The organism is Cedecea neteri NBRC 105707 = ATCC 33855 (assembly GCF_001571265.1).
Classification (GTDB): Bacteria; Pseudomonadota; Gammaproteobacteria; order Enterobacterales; family Enterobacteriaceae; genus Cedecea; species Cedecea neteri.
The window spans coordinates 40,578-58,922 of sequence record NZ_BCTL01000033.1; the positions used below are offsets into that span (position 1 = coordinate 40,578).

Here is an 18,345-nt window from a genome sequence, read left to right on the forward strand (position 1 = left end):
TTTCTTCAGGACACACCTTGTCAGAACGCATGGACGCAGAGTCACCGGAGAGCACCATCGCGGCACTCTCTCACCTGGCGCGCCAGAAGGGTGAGGCCGGCACGCTCTGGGCTGAAAATCTGTTTTTCACCCGCTGGCTGGCCACCGTGCAGAAGAAAAACGTTTTCCCCGATATTACCCTCTTACTTGAGCGGGGCCGCAGCCAGGGCCCGGAATCCATAAAACTAAGCGGCCAGCGCCGCCACGCCCTCTGAAGTCAGATACCGCATCTGCTCACTAATAGCCTTTACAGCCTCTCGGCATTCCTTCATGCCCATAATCTGTTCCTCCCGATCACTTTGCACGCTGTGCATGACTCCCCGACTGCAAGTGACCTCTGATTATTCGTCCCTGCCTGACCGCAGCAAAAATCCCCGCCTACAGCCGAGTTTTATCATAACGGGGAAAAATAGGGATAATGTGTTGAACAAAAAATGAGAATCAGGCACGCATCCCGGAACTATCCTGCTCAGTGCCCCCACCAATCAATTCTGCCACATATTGATTTGCAGCTGCCAGACTGCTCCGAAGTTATACCCCTCATAACAAATTCATCTGATCTTAAATTTTTTTAACATCTTGATTTTCATATTTGTTTTAATATGTTTTTAGAGCAAATAATGCTCTTTAAAATATTAGTTAATTTTAATTTCAAATGTAAAGGATTTATTGATGAGTACCCCTTTTTTTAAAGATCAAGACATAAGTGTAACTAATTCTGATTCCTAGCCTGACTCACCTGACCGTAATATCTGGAACTCCGGGAAAAAAGCATGGTCAAGCGTATTAACAAACCCTGACTTCAAGAAAGATTATGATATGTCGGTGAACCTCAGCTCTTACAAAGAGCTGTTGGAAAGTTGCCAGCCAGTTTCATTGAATAAGTGTGTAGCTTATAAGAAAGATCCTGTGTTATTGTTGACACGACAGGCACTGGATTCCAAAAAATATATTGTTGATGATACGTTTTTACCAAAGTCATGGAGTGATAGTGTAATTAATCATCATGCAAGGATCAACAAAATTGCAAATGCTCCTGCGCTATATACTCAAGCCCTTTCTTTAATCGATTTTGAACAAGAAAAGCTTGGTGATTGTGGTTTTGTCAGTACGATTGGCGCAATATCAGTTCATCCGGAAGGACACAATTTATTATTTTCTTCTATTTATCCTTCTATATATAACCCTATGGGACTCTATTCAGTCAGAGTTATTAGTGAAGGCGAAATATTATATATTCTTGTAGATGATGATTTCCCTCGAGAATCCTATTCGGATATGGTTAATTCTAATGAGTTTTGGTTCTACATTATTGAGAAAGCATTTGCGAAAATTAATGGTGGATATCAAAATTTAGGTGGTGGTTTTGAGGGGTATTTTGGTATTGACTCAACTGAAAACCATGAAATAACAGATGCCAATAAAAATGATGTATGGAATAAATATTTCAAAAAAATATTTCATGAAAAAGGCCATGCTACTTATCAGGGCACGGGAAGCGATAAAAATACAAAGTATTTAGTTTCAGCGCATGCTTACGCAGTGATAGATGCAGCAGAATGGAATAATATTAAGCTGGTACGGCTTCACAACCCATGGAACGTAGCTAACTATGAAAAGGAATTTTCGCCAAACAGTAAAGAATGGGATTCCGTGCCGGATGCTGTGCAAAAAGCAACTTTCCAGAGAGACCGATTCCGGAGCTTGTCTGGTAGCAAAGAAGTACCAAAAACTTTCTGGATGCCCTACGACTACTATCGTCACGATATTCCTAAAATAAGCGAGCTATTTTTGAGTGCCAAACTTCCTGCTGTTTTAAAATCTATTGCGCACTCTAACTCAATCCAAAAATGAATGTTTACTAAATCATCCCCCGGCTTCGCCGGGGGACCCCTTAAGATTAAATCTTCAGGGGTTCCGTAGTCATTTCTGCAATAGCAGGTTGATCTCCTTCTCTAAAAACAAAAACTATTTCCTGAGCGAAATCAGCTGCTACAGAAGGTGTCCTTTGGGGGCCAGCCGTTGTTCGTCATTATAAGGAGAGTTCATCGGAGGCAGTTACATAGTTATGACGAGCCCGGCTACAATATCGCTCAGCCTGGGAAGTGTTTTTATAAGACATTGAACCGGGCAGCATAACAATCAGGTTAAAATAAAATAGATGATTTTTATTACATCCTCATTTATTTTAGTGAAGTAAACGTGTATATGATGAGATCATGACTTAAATAACATAAAAAATACTCCCAAAATGAGTAGTGCTAACAATATTATGAGGGGTGTCAGCCGACAAGATTTGTATTTTTTTAATATATCCTCTCTTTTCGTATTTGGTGAATCATTGTTTCTTTTTGAAGGTGTTTCGAGCATATAGCCTTGTCCGGAGATGTTTCTTATTAAGGCTGAATTAACCTTTTTAGTCAATTTTTTTCTTAATCTGAATATCAGCTGCAGGATATTGTTTTTAGAGATTGCGGCACTTCTTTCAGGCCAAACGAAACTAATTATGTCGGTATGACTGACCACTTGACCTTTTCTTTGTAGCAAAAGTGAGAATAACTGAAATTCCTTTTCTGTCAGATGCAGAGTGTTTTTAATTAAATATGCCTGATCTTCACTAAACATGTCAGATGATGAAGTATCAATAGTGCATGATATATCTTCTTTCATTCATTTCTCTCCTGTTGTTCATTCCCTTTCCTAACGATAACAATATTTGAAGGAGGGATTTAATTCATGTTCAGAATGATTGTCATAGTAATAGTGTTATTAATATTACCAGGGATTATCTTGTTTCCTGTTGCTCGGAATTAATAAGGTATGAAGAAAGGAGAGTGTATCATTGTAATCGTTTAATGATTTATTCTGTTTCATTGTGAAAAGCTGTATCAATAAAAATCAAATGGTTACTATTAAATTAAAATGTACGATACATGATATATAATTATCATATCGGGCATAATATGATGAGAGTATGCGATGTCGGTAATCGTAATGGATCCGTGTAATTATACTAAAGCTGGTATTGAATATTATTTCAACGGCAAAAAAAAGACAGGAACTAAGGTGTGTAATATTGATGATATGACCTGCCTTTCTTCTGTTTTTATTGAAAAAAAACCTCAGGTTGTATTTTTAAATGAAGAAACATTCATTCATAATGAAGAGTGTTGTTTTGAGGTTAAAAAAATGATAAACAAATATAAAAATACGCTTTTTATTATTTTTATGTCTGTTGATCTTTCTTTTATGGGGCACTGGTTATGGGTGAGAAATAATGTCCTGATAACATCAAAAGCACTGCCTCTTGAAGGACTGAATCGTTTACTGGCAGACTACAGAGATTATAATTCACCTTATTCTGATGAACTAAAGTTTCCGGTTTTTTCCTTGAGCTGTTCCGAATGTTGCGTTTTGCAGATGTGGGCCGCGGGTTGCAGCACGGAGCAAATATCCCGGATGATGAATATTAAAATAAAAACGGTTTTCTCTCATAAATCAAACATAAACATAAAAATCAAAGCGACCAATAAACATACTATGTTTCATATTATCCGTATTATCAATAGCATTACCAGTGGTGTATCGGTGAAAGGATGCCCGGCGCTTTCGTCTTTTCACCCGCGCCGTTCCCTGGAGGAATCGAAATAAGACATCACTGAGGCTTTGCACCGCGCCCTGTTTCTTCCGATGTAGTGGCCGTGGCGGCTGTGTTGCTACCCTGGAGGAAACCTCTCTCTATCGCAGGAATACGGAATATCAGGCTGAATGATGTGTGCCTGGCGGTTAAGAGGATCGCTCCGGGAGATGTCCCGATGCAAGCCTGCCTTAATGTGCCGGATGCGCTCAATGCAGGGAGCACCGTGGCCATTTTTCTCTGTACATAGGGTGTCTGGATGGTATGTCTCACGAAATCGAAGCCGGCCGGGCAGGGACATCAGTTGACTCAGAGGGCATATTTGGCGCGAAGTCTGCGGCAGTGTGACAGTAACGCCGATGACCTTTTCTGACTGATTTTCATGTTAACGTGATGAATACTAGGAGGTATACTGAATGTGAAGAGGCGTGCAGGATCCTGAGTCATCCTGTGTACCATCGGCAGACACGCAGGTAGCTGTGACGAAGAAACATAATCCGACAGATCTTTTGCACCGGTAGCAACCTGAATGGCAGCGTTGACATGAAGATAATTTCTGGCATGGCCTATGCTCTGACGGGCAAAACAAAAGAGTATTTTTTTTCATCTCCTTAGCGAATAAGCCATCTTTTGTTTTTGTACTTACAACGCACTTAATCGTTATTATGAGTCTGAATGACCCTCTAATGCCTGAGGCACACACCACCAAGCATTGATAATCTTGATATTTTTATAAGGTTATGCTCTTCAAAGTTTATATGTGTTTTTTTGTGTAAAAATGCTGCTAATCCAGCATTTTTACATAGAAAATATCAGACGATATGGCGCGGGAAATTTTATGGTCATGTTTATCGACTAACACATATGTACCCTCCATATAGCTCCAGAAAGTATTTTTCGACGGAGCGGGAAGATGTCTGATCTTCCATGCAGTGATATTATAACCTGCGCTGAATAACAGGTCGGGTGCTTTATCACCAATCCTGTATTCGTGATAATTTGCGCGGAAATGATCGACATCGTAAAGTGTGGAACTTTTGGCGTAACTTACCGCACTCATTAAAAGGAATAGTAAAGCAGTTAATTTCTTCATTGTATTTCTCATGAAACAGTATTGACTCCGTGGTTATTCGAGCAGATTAAGAGAAAAAAATGAAGGGAAGTCCTGGTGTTTTAAGATTTTAGATAAAATGCGGGCAATAAAAAGAACAGATTTAGTGCTATGATTTTGATTTCATAACTTTATTTTTTTGGTTGTTAATTAAGAGTATTCTTGTCTGGCTGCGGATTTCGTAAAAAAAACTAAAAGAGACAACCTTATTTTTCCCACGGAGGGAGATTGTGTTGCTGTCCGGTGCTCCAGGCCGCGCGGGTTAACAGCGGTGCCCAGTTAATCAGGATCAGTTTTTTATATTTATCTTGAAAATTATCCCAGAGGTACCTGGTTTACACCGTACGGTTGTGCACGTAGCATTTGGTCCGTTGATTGTGCAACACCTTGCGGCGCAATGAGCAGGACAAATGCCGTGTGCGCTTTTTCATCTGCGAAGAAGGGATAGCCCGGAGTGACGGAAAAGCGCACTCGCACCCGCACCCTGCGTACTATTTTCCCTGCACACAGTATTTTCCCTGAAAGCACTGCGTCGTGTTATCCGGATCTTAGCGCGCAAGAAAACCTGTTTGATCATCGGATGTCATAGATGTTTTTCCAGAGTAATGGGGCTCTGATGGCCCTCGAGTGAGAAGGGCGGCGCTTGAATTGTTTTACTGTTTTATCAGGGGGACCAGAATGAAATTCACCGTCAGTATCCTCTTTATTACTGTCGGCTATGGCCATGCTGATTGAGGCTGATGGAGGTGAAAGTCTCTGTGCCAGAAGCGACGTGGTACGATCTTCTGTTGAGGCTGATGTGGTTCCCGTGCTGGCGGGAATGTCGAGAAAGCTGGTGCTGTAATTGCAGATTGAAGCCCCTCGAAATCAGACAGATGCGGAAAAGATTCGCTACGGAAATAGTTACTTCAGAAAGGGCGGCATAAACTCGAAAAACAAAGTCATAACATCTGAGGCTACCGGCATGATACTGAAAGATTAACTGAGCCTGGCCTCGCTTACAGGCATCTGCCATCCCCGGTAGATCTCATCATACAGCATTCGACAATATACAAGAGGGCTCCATTTTTTTGGTATTGTCACATACCGCCACTAGCTCAACAGGACAGAGCATCAGCCTTATACGCTGAGGGTACGGGGTTTGAATCCCCGGTGGCGGACCAAATAAGATACCACTGCTTTGCGTTAGCCAGGTACAAATAAAGATTCAAAAAATACAGTCAATTACACTAAACCACGATGTGAGAGAGGGCACGCTTTCTCAGTAATGCAGATACCATTGCAATGTCAATGATGTGGCTTGTAGGGTTTTAGTTATCTCATCCTGTTGTATCAGAGCTCACTGACTGTAGCAGTTTGTTGCTGTCTGCCACAGGTTCGGCTCGTTGAGCTATACAGCAATGACCGATGACATTACGAGTTCTTTCAACGATGCAGCCACTTACCTGCAGTGCGGAGTCGATCAGCGTAGCGGCGCTGAAAGTATTCTTTTCACTATATCCAGCAAACAGCGACTTTTGTGGAAGCCTTTTAATTTACTGTACGTGTCATCGATGCGGCTGATAACGGGATTGTGGGGATTCGGTTAGAGATATTAAGCAACAATGATCCTCATCAACTTGTTTGACTGACTGATTACAAGGAAAGAACTTAACGCACTGTTGAAAACTAATCCTGAAACATGGGCAGTGACTGCTACTCAATCAGACAATTTATTGCTATGGGCACATGATGTCAGCGGTGGACAGTGTGGTGACGCTGACGGCGCAGGTAGAAGACCGTTATGCGCACCCGGTGAGAGATGGGGCAGTAGGAGTGATGTTCCTGACGCTGGCGGACGACATTGCGCTGCGGTGAGTACGGTGGTGACGTACACTACGGGCGTTGAAGCTACTGAAGCAGGCAGGGGAGTTTGTGATGCAAGCGTCATCGGCGCTGACCGTCCGGGGCTGTTGCTGGTGCAGGGTTGGTTTCCATCACACTCCACGCTCAGTAATGCTGTGTGGGTGAGTTGATCCGCCGGTTATCTAAACGGACCCTTCCTCAGAACCGGACCTGCGGAAATACAGCATCCGGCTTCCAACAGATCAGTGTCCCCACATCTATCCAGCGAGCATCGTACATTGACTGAGTTCTCCATGATGACGGATATCCCAGTATTTTCATGATCAGATCTCACTTTTCTCATGTTATTAAGTGCTGCCACCTCTGCGGTTGGACCACCTGTAGTGATATTTTCAGCGACTACTGGCACTCCCATACCTCAAAGCGGCATCTGTCACCTTATGGGCACTGTGAATAATTTTCACTCCTTTCAGGTCACCCACTGTGTGAGTTTTATCTGCTATAGGACAACAAGGGTGACAAGCATGGCATACCGCCTCGCAGATTTTAACGGACAGCGTCCTGCCCCGATCAACGGGTATTATCATTTGGATAACGACTACCGGAGCTACAGCCTGCTCCTGGGCGCTTTATGGCTCAGGATGGATTAATCTTTATCTCTACTGTGCCGAAGACCCGTTCGGGCATTTCGGCCCAGGCAGGATACTAACATGGCTCTGGGCTTTGTTTTGTGGTGGGGATGGAGGGGACGACCGTACCGCTGGCGTTGATAGCCGCAGTGGCTGGCGATGCCGCTGTCGGGTGGGCGCAGAACTCCCGGCAGAGGCCAATGACGGGCCGCGGGTTAACTGGAAGCTGGTTGGCATGGTGGCCGGCTTGGGTGCTGTGGCCTCTCTTAACGGTTCCGGGACTCGTCGCTCAGCTCCCTGAGTTCATGCCGGAATTTCAACATCCACGTCTGCTGGGGGTCACCCCAAATGGATTTCTTCTCACACTACCTGTTGGATGAAGCATTATTTTAGGGGGGAATGCACGTCGGAGCCAGGTCAATGCGCTTTATCCTGGAAATGATTTTAAAATGTTCCACCTGCTTATTGATGGAGCAGGTAACGGCTGACGTGAGTTTGCGCACGACTGAACATCAAACTTCTTGTTTAAGGAGAGAAAAATCCTGGTTTTTATTGTAAGCTCTCATAGAAACCAGTCATATCAGTTACACTCAGTTCCCGTAAACAATCCTGTCCGTCTGTAGAGTTTGTATTTTGCAATTGTGTTGCAGTTATTCAGCCCTGCTCTGGCAGGGCTTTTTTATTTTATATACACCCACGCCACCAGCAGTGGGTCCCGTTATCAGCAACCACTGGAGTATCGGGGTAACACCGATCCAGAAGGCATGTTGTCTTTAATTTCATCGTACAACACGCTCTGAAAAACGCTTTGTCTTAGCGGAACCTTGTTAAAGAAAAATACGGTTAAAGCTAATGTACATGCCTGTAAGGGCTTCTGACGCCCGCATAACGCAGCGACACCCCGACTGCAGCAAACCCTTGCCAGGCCCACCGCGATAGCATAGACAACTTTCTGTTTTGCTTTCAGTTGTTTTGATTCTTCCGGACTAAGGGTTAGTGGAATCTCTCAAACCAGTAGCCGGCTTTGCCGGGTCTCAGAGCCATACACCTGCATTAACACCCAGTATAATTACTGTTGGCCAATCATTAATTATTTCTTAAAGCCACTTGAGAACCGCTCTGTTGAAATTCAGTATCACGATTTCTTCCGGAAAATAAGGCATTGAATCTTCTGATAACAAGACACAACAGGGCAGGGTCGTTTGTGGTAAAGTAGGATACATAAGAAAAAGGTAATGACTATAATCTTTTTAGCTGTAAATATTCTGATTTATAGGGTGTTCTACTGTTTGAGATCGATTAAGTTTCGTGAAAAACTATTGAGACATTTATCGGGTGCATATATTTCACCAGGCAGTTCAGAAGAGCAGTTTACAAAAACAGTACGGTCATAAATCAGTCCGAAGGTCTGTGCCGGGATATGCCGTGGGCGCCAATAGTGAGAGGTGCGTGTAATATTTTAGCGATCGGGCATGTGCATACTGCAAGAGATACTCTTAGGCTGCTCAATGAAGCCTGGACTTGTCAGGGCGGCCCAGGGATTTGATGCGTAATAAATCATTATCTGTCAATTGGTTATAAAAATCACAAGCAAACAGTATCCACCGGGCTACACATTAAACAATGTGCGTGGATGATATTCTCCGGCTTCCGGTCTGGCACATTCACTGAACGGGCAGTTTGCATTCGTCCCTGACTGATTCCTGGAAAAGCTCCACGGAATATTCGATATTGTCTGGTAAAAATCCCCACCGTTTGACGGTTATATTCCAGTAGCCCGTTGCGGAAATTTGGATGAGTGCAGGAAAGTGATTAAAAAAACCACCGTAGAAATTTGCACCTCCCTCTTTGAGATAGATCTCATGGTTGTGGTCATCTCTGATCATAATGATCAACGGCATATTGCTATTAACTATAATGTAATTACCTGCTTTAGCGTATAGGCGCTTGTATGTCATTACTTCTACCTTCATCTATTAATAATTCTCACATGTATTCTAAAGTATTCATAATGAAATAATATTAATTGATTTAAATCATAAATAATTACTTTTAATTCTTTTTTATTAGCGATGTGGAACTGTTGATATAGAAAGGTGTAATGTTTTAATTATATATTATGGGTAATATTTTTTATATTATATTTTTAATTCATCACGAGCGAGTGAAAATATGTTATTTAATTTTGATATCTGTCTTAAGGTATGGCACCCACACATACATTTTTTGCCGGGAAAATGTGTTGAGTTTTATCACATGGCAACAAAGATTAATTTATAATAAGTGACGCTGTCACTTAAAATCTTCATCAGTATCCTAATTGCCACGTTACCCGTGTGGCGGCAGAGGGACATCGCGGTAATGGCGATCTTTCACCAACATCCCCTCATGTATCATGTGCTGTGACGCTTCATGCTGCACCAGCGGAGCTGTGGCCAGCACGGCCGTTCAGGACTGAAATGGAGAATACCGGCACTGGATATCAGATGGCGAGGAATGGGAGCTGGTCTTCCCTTCAGGAGAGAGTCTGCCTCCTGAAGGGAAGACCAAATTTGCATATCCGGGGATAAAATTCGTCCTGCTATTTTGTTGTCTCCCCTTTATTATGCCGGAAGATGGTTCCGACATTATTACTCACTGTAGTCAGCAATTTAACTACCACTGCCGAGGACACCAGCGCCCCAACGGGCTCTCGTGCAGTGACACTCTCCGGCGTGATACTGGAGACTACCTGTGCGGCAAAGGGGGCTGCCACCACGCCAGCCAGCATCGATATTGCAAATAATATGACTGACTTTATTAATGGAACATCCGATAAATACAGTGCAAAAATAGCCGCCCCGACTAATGCGCCAACAAGGACGCCTGGGCTGTGTACGCTGTGTGTGAATGTTGCAATTTCAGTCTGTGCCAGTCGACTGACGTCGGTGACGCTTTGTATAATCATGGTTGTTCTCCTCAAGCAAGATATATATCTCCGGATATCGGTTCTTTTCATCCCACTGTTTGAACCTGCTGGCGCATGCCGTGGCACAAAATCCTGGCGGATAAAATTGACCTGACTGCACGGGATGGTATTGCCGAAATATATGGCGACCATGGCATACAGGGGATACGTAAAATATAAACGATGCATAAACATAAGCAGAGAGAATATTTTTTATATTATCGTGAATCTAAAGCGTGTGGCGTACATCTGATATTGCTATAAATTTATTGAATTGTAGTAACTAATACATAAGTACGTAATATTGTAATAACAAATGGCTGACGCAAGAACATCATAATGTCCATGCCTTATGAACGGGAACGTTCATAAGGCATGGCATAAACCATCGCATTGCCTGGAATGTATGCTCACGGTACATCGCCTGACATTATTGTGAATTTTTTTTTCAGTATCTCTGAAAAGCACCATGTATTCTTCTGTTTTGTTTATCCCAGGGCATCGAAAAAACCGTTATCGGCATGAAACCGATGCTATGCATGCAAAATCGTAGCGTAAGTCGACGTATTCACTGAATGATGTTTTCCTGTGTGGGTGAGGTTAACAAAGAAGGTGTGTATCAACTGGGGCTGCAATGTCACTCCGGAGGTGGGATTCTCTGCGCCAGGTGATAACAGCGGGAGCCACTTTGTGGTGACATTGCACGCCAGAATAAAAGACAGAGAACGATCAGGTAAATAATGATGTCTCAATACATGCAGCATTATGCTGCCCCAAAATTGCGCTATCTCAGGCCGGGCTGTGAACAAATCTAAGGCGAAGCGTGAAATTACGCTGACCATCGGCATTTTTTTTGATGGCACGGGTAATAATGCACCCAACACGGAAAGAGCCCTCCGTAGCTGTGGTGCAGGCTATCATGATCTAAATTTTTCGGGCGCAGAGAGCATGCTGGCTAAATGCGTTCGTGATCACTTTGGCTTTTCTGGGGCGGAGGCAGTAAGTTATAACACCTATTTTACCAATATCTACTGGCTGAGCAGGCTTTACCAGCAGGGGTTGACCACTGAGGCTGATGAAGCCCAGAGTGTTGTCTATATTGAAGGTATCGGAACTGAAATTGATCAGCCTGATAACCTGGTGGGTCTGGGACTGGGTCTTGCAGAAACAGGGATAATTGCCAAGACAGATAAGGCAGTCTCTAAAATAGCGCGACATGTTCAGGACATGCTGCGCGTTTTTCAAAACCAACAACAAGATTGTGTATTTGTTGTCACAACTGTCAGATTTGATCTTTTCGGTTTCAGCCGTGGGGGAGCTGCGGCACGGCATTTTGCGAATCGTGTACATGCCAGGGACTCCGAGATCATCAAGGCTATCAACCAGGGCATGGCGCATTCGGCATGTGTGGGCACGCCAGTTGTTAAAAATCGTTTTATAGGTCTGTTTGATACGGTCGCCGCTGTGGGGATCCCCACCCATCACTTAAACCGACATGTTACAGACACCGGTGATGTAAACCTTTCGCTGGCCACTCGAGTAGCTGAGCGCGTTTTTCAAATCGCGGCGGCGCATGAGTGTCGCTTTAATTTTGCCCTCAACAGCGTTGGTCCGGATTGGCCGGAGCTGCTACTGCCAGGCGCACATTCTGATATCGGCGGGGGGTATTTGCCGGTAGTTACAGAAAATGTGTTTCTGTCACGTCCGGAGACCGAAACTGTGCCCTTCGACAGGCCTGATGTGCAAACGCGGGTATACCAGAAGGCTTTTGCCCAGCTATCCATCCTGACAGCCTCCCCGGCGATGGCTGCGCTGGCTCGCGTCAACAACATTTCAGCTGAAACCTGGTATGACGGCAGAATGCCACTTGATCGTTATGGACAAATGCAGAAAAGGTGTTTCGCTGCACTGACACTTCGAAACAGGGTAGTCAAAAATCGTTGGTCGACGGTAGCCTTGAGGGTGATGCGGGATGCTGCTCTGGAGGCCGGGGTAAGGTTTAATGCAATCGATCCGACGCTGCCGGAGACGGCGTTGCCTGATGAGTTGGTGTCTCTGAGTGCTAAGGCTGTTGTTATGGGCAAAGCTGTTCGCCAGGGCCAGTCATCGCAAGCGTTTTCTTTGCAAGAAATGGATATGCTCGCCACAAAATATATTCATTGTTCGGCTCACTGGAATGCCATTGATACTGACGCTGACGGACGGATCCTTGGGGGGGCATTTCCCTCCGAACTCATTGGTTTTATCAGCCGCCCCGACGAGCAATGGCGGCGTACCGTTTATCATATGGATGCCCGGAGGAGATAAATCCGGCTATTTTTCCTGTCTGTTTCCCGGAGAACTGGGCATAAGCCTGTGGTATCAGTGCCAATATCCCTGTCAGCAGCATGGAAGATAATTATTTGCCATCAAAGGCAAGCCACAAAGACCTGCCTGATGACAGGAGAACGGGAATAGCCCCGGGCAACAAGCAGCAACTGATGATGCAGGCTATTTTTATCGCCAGTGGAAAACAGTTAATAACCTGAACGTCCATCATTACGCTATACCCATCTAATACTGGCCTGCCTGAAAGCGTTTCACTATCAGTCAATACTCTCATGTTACCGGGAACCCTTACGAGGTAGCATCCATTATTCGGTGTAAAAGATGTGTTTTCCCCGTCAGTCTTTGCCTCCTGAAAAGGCCGATTATTGGTGCCTTTCTGATTGCTGATTATCCCTAAATCCGATCTGGGATGCCGCGGCAGTCCAACCAACAGGACCTTGGCCTGGCTCAAGTGCATTCGTTAACAACCTGTCGCCTCTGCAAAGATTTTTGCGCCCACTTCGATCGCGGCGATTCCTGCTACGAAAGCACTCAGCGTCAGCAAAGCAGGCATTTCCACGATATCGCTGAGTGCTTTACCCATTTCCAGACCCAGGCAGATGGGTAAGCGTTAAGTGAGCACCATATTGACGACTATTTATTGATGAGGTCTACGGACCATGGCAGAAGTTCTGCCACTTTATTGGACGGCCACTCTGGCAGTACGCTCAGGATATGGCGAAGGTAAGCTTCCGGATCGATGCCATTCAGCCATTGGGTCTGCTCACCGGTCGAACGCGGAGGATACTGGAGCACTGTTGTGGCCATTGTCGCCAAAAATGCAAGACTGTGCTGGACATTATTGCATTGCGGTGATGATTTCAGGCTGTACTCAGCCAACTGAAGTACAAAACTGTATGACCATATGACTTACAAATCTTTGATGATAAAGGTTTGATAACGTGAGGAATATCTGATTATTGTACAGGGCGAGTGTACCTGGCTAACGAACCAGAGCCTCAGGCGCGCCTTTCATCAGGGTCCGAATCGATGGCGATTCATCATGATCGTTTCCTGGGATCGTAGTCTCTCCCCTTTATTTTTTCTGTAGTGCAGACAGAAACCGTAAACACCGGCGTTGACATGCCGGGGAAGTCCTTATGGAACAATTTGTTTCGTTTCCCAAAGGCAGCCCTACCTGAAAAGTCGCCAGTCTCCATAAGTCCTCTGGAGCACTATGCCGGGCAGGATGAAATCATCCTGCGCTACCGGGAGCCACAGGGCGGGGCAGGGAGCGTGCCTGGTAGTGAGTGACGATGACTTTATGGCACGGTTTTTCTGGCAGGTCCCGGTCATAAGGTGCTCTGAACGCGGGAGAGGTTTTGTAAAACAGGGCATGAGATTTGATTTGTCTTAAGTGGTTAGCTGATGAAATATTACAAAACATGAAATACGTGTAGGGCGGGTTACGTTTATCCGCCATAACCCTGATGTTTGCCCTGAAGTCAAAGACGATTAAGGTCTAAACCGTGAGTAACACGGCGTAAATAGCGTCAAAATAATGCAAATACCACAGCAGATTCATGATTTTTTTACATATTATTGACCGTCCAGTCCATTTCCACTCTTTTTACGGTGTGAGATCTGGATATTGTTCCACAGAGACCTGTCTGCACCTTGTCATAAATACTCACAGTCAGGTGGGGGGAAAGCCACACAAACCGCAATAAGATAACTATAGTTACGGCAATTATCCTTTAGCTGTTTGGGCTACATCCTCTCTATGCAAAAAAATAAAACTCCGCTGCCAGCGGTTACGCTGGCAGCAATTGGTGTCGTGTACGGGGATATTGGCACCAGTCCTCTTTATACCCTGCGTGAATGTCTTACCGGGGTTGAGGGAATATCCATGACGCAGACATCGATATTTGGTTTCCTGTCGCTGATCTTCTGGCTCTTGATGCTGATTGTATCCCTGAAATATGTCTGCTTTGTGATGAAGGCAGACAATGACGGAGAGGGGGGGATACTGACGCTGATGTCTCTGGCCATCCGCAATATTAATTCTCGCCGGGCAGGGATGGTGATCCTGGCCGGTCTGGTCGGCGCCAGTTTCTTTTACGGTGACGGCGTCATCACCCCTGCTATTTCCGTGCTTTCAGCCATCGAAGGGCTGGAGCTTATTGCTCCCTCGCTGGCTGATTTCATTGTGCCGCTGGCCCTCGTTGTGTTGACTATACTGTTTGCTATCCAGAAATACGGTACCGGCAAGGTCGGTAAGCTTTTCGCCCCGGTTATGTGTCTCTGGTTTGTTATGCTTGCCGTGCTCGGCATTAGCGGGATTATGCGTCATCCCGGGATAGTACAGGCGCTGAACCCGTGGTGGGCCATACAGTTTTTCCAGCAGTACCGCAGTGCGTCGTTTGTTGCCTTGGGAATGGTGGTGTTATCCGTCACTGGGGCTGAAGCGTTATATGCAGATATGGGGCATTTCGGAAAAAAACCAATTCGGATTGCCTGGGGAATGCTGGTTGCACCCGCGCTGGTCCTCAACTATTTTGGCCAGGGGGCACTGTTACTCAGCCAGCCTGAGGTGATTAAAAACCCGTTCTTTCTTCTGGCGCCGGACTGGGCAATGATCCCGCTGCTCCTGGTTGCCACACTGGCGACCGTCATTGCTTCACAGGCAGTTATCTCCGGTGTTTTCTCTCTCACCCGGCAGGCCGTTCGTCAGGGGTATCTGCCTCCTATGCGTATCATTTATACCTCGGATGTAGAATCCGGACAGATTTATGTGCCGCTGGTAAACTGGTTGCTCTATGTGGCTGTGGTGATCGTCATCGTCAGCTTTAAAAGCTCAAGCAGTCTGGCCTCCGCATACGGCATCGTGGTTACCGGTACGATGGTGCTGACAGCAGTTCTACTCAGCATTGTGCTGGTGAAAAACTGGGGCTGGAAGCGTCGCTGGGGGGGGATGATGCTCGTTGCCATGTTGGTGGTTGATCTGCCACTGTTTGCTGCGAACCTTTCCAAGTTGTTCAGTGGGGGCTGGTTACCTGTGGTGCTCGGCCTGGCGATACTCCTTATCATGCTTACGTGGAATACAGAACGCCAGCGCTTGCTTGGGCGTCTGCGCGATAATCCCGAAGCCCTGCAGGCCATGATTGGCTCCCTCGAACAGTCAGAGTCCCTGCGCGTCAGGGGGACCGCGGTCTATATGGAGCGATCACAGACAGCTCTGCCGCTTGCATTGATACATAATCTTAAACATAACAAGGTGCTGCATGAGCGGGTGATCCTGCTTAATGTGACCACGGCCGATGTGCCTTACTGGCACAATGTGCAACGTGTAACCATCACGCAATTGTCACCTACCTTCTGGCGTGTGGCGGCATGCTACGGCTGGCGAGAAACGCCAAATGTGACGGATATTCTCTATCGTTGTGGCATGGAGGGACTTCGTGTCACGATGGAAGAAGCCTCGTTCTTCCTATCCAGAGATACGCTATTGCTGGGCGACCGACCTTGGTATTTGAAATGGCGAGGGTGGATGTTCCAGATCCTGCAACGCAATGCTCTACGTGCACCTGAACTCTTCCAGATCCCCGCTAATCGAGTGATTGAGTTGGGTTCCCAGGTTCGGTTCTGATGGGCGTGAATGGAATGGACGCCCCCAATTAAGTGGCAGCTGTGTGTCAGAATGAAAGTGGGTCTTCCGCAACTTGGGTGGAGATTTTCATGCCAGAGGACTCATCACCCGTCATGACTGGTGAACTAAAGGCGCTGAAATCGCATAATGAACAGTTGGCTGCGTTGCTGGCCGGAAAAACAGAACCAGTTAAGGGAGATAAAAAATGACTAAAGAAGATGACCAGAAAAACTGCCCGGAGTGCGACGAAGAGGGGCGGAACATGATGCTCAGTCTTGAAGACATATTCGGCGACAGCATTAGAGAGATGCGGGAGCGAGATAAAGAGTTTTTACCGAAAACAGAATGGTTCTCCAGAATTGAGACTGACCTGGACACCTTTATGCAGACCTATATGACGAAGTATCCCTTTACGTCCTTTGAAGCGATCCCACGGGACGAGTCGGGACTGACGTTTCCGGCCTTTGAGGATTTGCAGTTTTATTTGCCACAACTGCTTCGTCATCAGCCAGTGAAGATTGTTGAGGTCGACGGACTGGCCTTTCTCAGCGTTCTTGGTGATGGTGCATTTTGCATCGATCCGCGCCGGTGGCACAGGATCAAAACCTACATTGCGAAAGGCACTGTTGAATACCCGCAGGTATCAGTCATGCACTCTGGCGTATCGGACGGCCGCCATCGCACGTTGTTGCTCATGCAGCTGTACAACCGCAGAACAATCCCGGTTGTAGTCCCTGAAAGTCACTACGAGACGTTTATGGCTGAGGCGAAAAACAATGGTGCGGTTTAATTTTGGGGTCAGTTTGGATATAGAGAATTTTGTACGGTAAGCCTTTTTTGAACAGGCTTACCTATTGCGATGTCCAGTCGATTAACCAGCTGCACCCAACAAAGCCTGAATAGGCTTAAAATGATGAGTCGCAATGATATTCCTACTCTCCCAGCGGTCATGTGAAGCCTGCAGATTTATCCAAAAATCTTCGTCTGTCTGGAACAAAACGGCCAGCTGCGATGCTTCCGCTACACTCAGCCGGCGGCTGTTATTTACGATCTGCCCGATGACTTTACGGGACACGCCCATAACCAGCGCCAGTTCAGCCTGGGTGATATTCAGCGGCTTTAAAAACTCTTCAGAGAGCATTTCGCTTACAGTGGTAGGTTCTGCAACAGTCGTATCCATATCCCCCCCGTAACGGTATTTATGCGGATCGAGATAAATCTCGTAAGCGTGGCCGTCACGCCAGCGGAAAATCAATCGCCACTGGAGACTAACCCGAATGCTTGACCAGCCTTCAAGGTTGCCACGCAAACGCTCATAGTTATTACTTGGCGGCGCAAACAGGGTTTTCTCACTGCTGGCCGCTTCAATAAGCGACAACTTACGACGAAGAGGCTTTTCAATCATGACCGGAATCCCTGCGCTTCTCTTCCCATTCAGATAGAACCGGGCAAGCTCACCATCCTGGCCGTCCTTAAAGCTACCAATCATCATTCGGCTCGTCATGTTTGTGATGTGGTTATTATATCATCACCCAAGGCAATGCAACCAAAAAGGAACATGGTGTGCCAAAAAGGAACATAAAATAGATCCTATTGCGATCAAACGATCCTAAGAAGATCGCCCTGAAAGCCCTTCTTTCTGGCGTAAAACCTTCGTCCTTTCAGGCTACTCTGTTTTACGAAGTGGATTGGACACTTGCAGTCGATCATTTCTAACCTTCTCAGACGAGCTGTAAGCCATTTTGAGCACTTTTCTGCAGTAGTCGGTATCAAAACTTGCTTTGATAAGAGCGAAGCGGCTTAAGCTCGCGTAGCGAGTGAGAAATTATTTCCCTTTTCTTTGGGGTCAGTTTGGATATAAAGAATTATTGTACGGTAGGCCTGTTTTTTGAACAGGTCAGGCCATCGCAGTAGGGTGTACTCCCGCGCTATATAGCGTCTGCTGTAGATTTTGTCTAATCGGACAACCTAAATGCGATACTGCAAGGACGATAACTTAATGGCAATAGCCACTGACGCCAAATCAATCCCTTACGTGTCATAGTTGGTTAAAAAATACTCCTAACGTACAAAAATGTTCGATCTCCAAACTGACCCCTACCATAGCAAGTGGCAAAAATATGGCGGCTTGCCGCTTACAACCCCATGCACTGAGGAAACATGCTATCGGTCTTGTATCGA

The 18,345-nt window shown here is 45.7% G+C and carries 13 protein-coding genes, 1 tRNA gene and 3 pseudogenes; 9 read left to right on the forward strand and 8 right to left on the reverse strand.

Going from position 1 to position 18,345, the window contains the following annotated elements; genetic code table 11:
* The first annotated feature begins 17 nt into the window (after window positions 1–17).
* Together CNE01S_RS14550 and CNE01S_RS14555 are read left to right on the forward strand one after the other, a co-directional pair.
* Window positions 18–254 carry a hypothetical protein gene (locus CNE01S_RS14550; RefSeq protein WP_169799412.1) on the forward strand — a complete coding sequence of 79 codons (237 nt, stop codon included), beginning with the start codon at window positions 18–20 and terminating at the stop codon, window positions 252–254.
* Window positions 255–858: 604 nt separating this feature from the next.
* Window positions 859–1,893 (forward strand): C2 family cysteine protease, encoded by a 1,035-nt coding sequence (locus CNE01S_RS14555; protein WP_061277032.1) that lies wholly within the window; start codon window positions 859–861, stop codon window positions 1,891–1,893.
* Between the two features lie 363 nt (window positions 1,894–2,256).
* On the opposite strand, the gene CNE01S_RS14560 is transcribed toward CNE01S_RS14555, so the two are convergent.
* Entirely contained in the window at window positions 2,257–2,709 is a 453-nt protein-coding gene (locus CNE01S_RS14560; protein ID WP_061277034.1) for a helix-turn-helix domain-containing protein, read from the reverse strand.
* Between the two features lie 309 nt (window positions 2,710–3,018).
* Between CNE01S_RS14560 and rcsA the strand changes: the two genes are divergently transcribed.
* Window positions 3,019–3,690: a transcriptional regulator RcsA gene (gene rcsA, locus CNE01S_RS14565; RefSeq protein ID WP_061277036.1), complete on the forward strand. Its 672-nt coding sequence runs from the start codon at window positions 3,019–3,021 to the stop codon at window positions 3,688–3,690.
* Window positions 3,691–4,460: 770 nt separating this feature from the next.
* Here the strand turns inward: rcsA and CNE01S_RS14570 are convergent.
* A complete protein-coding gene (locus CNE01S_RS14570; RefSeq protein ID WP_061277038.1) occupies window positions 4,461–4,769 on the reverse strand; it encodes an RcnB family protein in 309 nt (102 codons plus the stop codon).
* 1,104 nt (window positions 4,770–5,873) lie between these two features.
* On the opposite strand from CNE01S_RS14570, the gene CNE01S_RS14575 reads away from it, so the two are divergent.
* Both CNE01S_RS14575 and CNE01S_RS25785 read left to right on the forward strand, forming a co-directional pair.
* A tRNA-Ile gene (locus CNE01S_RS14575) sits at window positions 5,874–5,950 on the forward strand.
* Between the two features lie 565 nt (window positions 5,951–6,515).
* Entirely contained in the window at window positions 6,516–6,644 is a 129-nt protein-coding gene (locus CNE01S_RS25785) for a hypothetical protein (protein ID WP_255212420.1), read from the forward strand.
* A gap of 2,281 nt (window positions 6,645–8,925) precedes the next feature.
* On the opposite strand, the gene CNE01S_RS14585 is transcribed toward CNE01S_RS25785, so the two are convergent.
* Window positions 8,926–9,219 (reverse strand): DUF1883 domain-containing protein, encoded by a 294-nt coding sequence (locus CNE01S_RS14585; protein WP_061277043.1) that lies wholly within the window; start codon window positions 9,217–9,219, stop codon window positions 8,926–8,928.
* Window positions 9,220–9,842: 623 nt separating this feature from the next.
* Complete coding sequence (locus CNE01S_RS14590) at window positions 9,843–10,208, reverse strand: putative holin (protein WP_061277045.1); 366 nt, start codon at window positions 10,206–10,208, stop codon at window positions 9,843–9,845.
* An 801-nt stretch (window positions 10,209–11,009) separates the two neighbouring features.
* Between CNE01S_RS14590 and CNE01S_RS14595 the strand changes: the two genes are divergently transcribed.
* Window positions 11,010–12,515: a phospholipase effector Tle1 domain-containing protein gene (locus tag CNE01S_RS14595; protein ID WP_169799413.1), complete on the forward strand. Its 1,506-nt coding sequence runs from the start codon at window positions 11,010–11,012 to the stop codon at window positions 12,513–12,515.
* Between the two features lie 481 nt (window positions 12,516–12,996).
* Here CNE01S_RS14595 and CNE01S_RS25790 read toward each other — a convergent pair whose 3' ends face one another.
* The gene (locus tag CNE01S_RS25790; RefSeq protein ID WP_255212421.1) at window positions 12,997–13,119 is read right to left on the reverse strand and encodes a hypothetical protein; all 123 of its coding nucleotides are present in this window, start codon (window positions 13,117–13,119) and stop codon (window positions 12,997–12,999) included.
* Between the two features lie 50 nt (window positions 13,120–13,169).
* A pseudogene (locus tag CNE01S_RS24505) lies at window positions 13,170–13,286 on the reverse strand (transposase domain-containing protein); the annotation flags it as partial.
* On the opposite strand from CNE01S_RS24505, the pseudogene CNE01S_RS25300 reads away from it, so the two are divergent.
* The 3 genes and pseudogenes from CNE01S_RS25300 to CNE01S_RS14610 all read left to right on the forward strand — a co-directional run.
* Window positions 13,282–13,419, forward strand: a pseudogene (locus tag CNE01S_RS25300) (IS110 family transposase); the annotation flags it as partial. The pseudogenes CNE01S_RS24505 and CNE01S_RS25300 sit on opposite strands and share 5 nt — an antisense overlap.
* Before the next feature lie 879 nt (window positions 13,420–14,298).
* The gene (gene kup / locus CNE01S_RS14605; protein WP_061277050.1) at window positions 14,299–16,164 is read left to right on the forward strand and encodes a low affinity potassium transporter Kup; all 1,866 of its coding nucleotides are present in this window, start codon (window positions 14,299–14,301) and stop codon (window positions 16,162–16,164) included.
* 205 nt (window positions 16,165–16,369) lie between these two features.
* Window positions 16,370–16,954: a hypothetical protein gene (locus CNE01S_RS14610; protein ID WP_245874546.1), complete on the forward strand. Its 585-nt coding sequence runs from the start codon at window positions 16,370–16,372 to the stop codon at window positions 16,952–16,954.
* A gap of 81 nt (window positions 16,955–17,035) precedes the next feature.
* On the opposite strand, the gene CNE01S_RS14615 is transcribed toward CNE01S_RS14610, so the two are convergent.
* A complete protein-coding gene (locus tag CNE01S_RS14615; RefSeq protein ID WP_061277068.1) occupies window positions 17,036–17,344 on the reverse strand; it encodes a HigA family addiction module antitoxin in 309 nt (102 codons plus the stop codon).
* Window positions 17,345–17,377: 33 nt separating this feature from the next.
* A pseudogene (locus CNE01S_RS14620) lies at window positions 17,378–17,668 on the reverse strand (type II toxin-antitoxin system RelE/ParE family toxin); the annotation flags it as partial.
* Window positions 17,669–18,345: the final 677 nt, after the last annotated feature.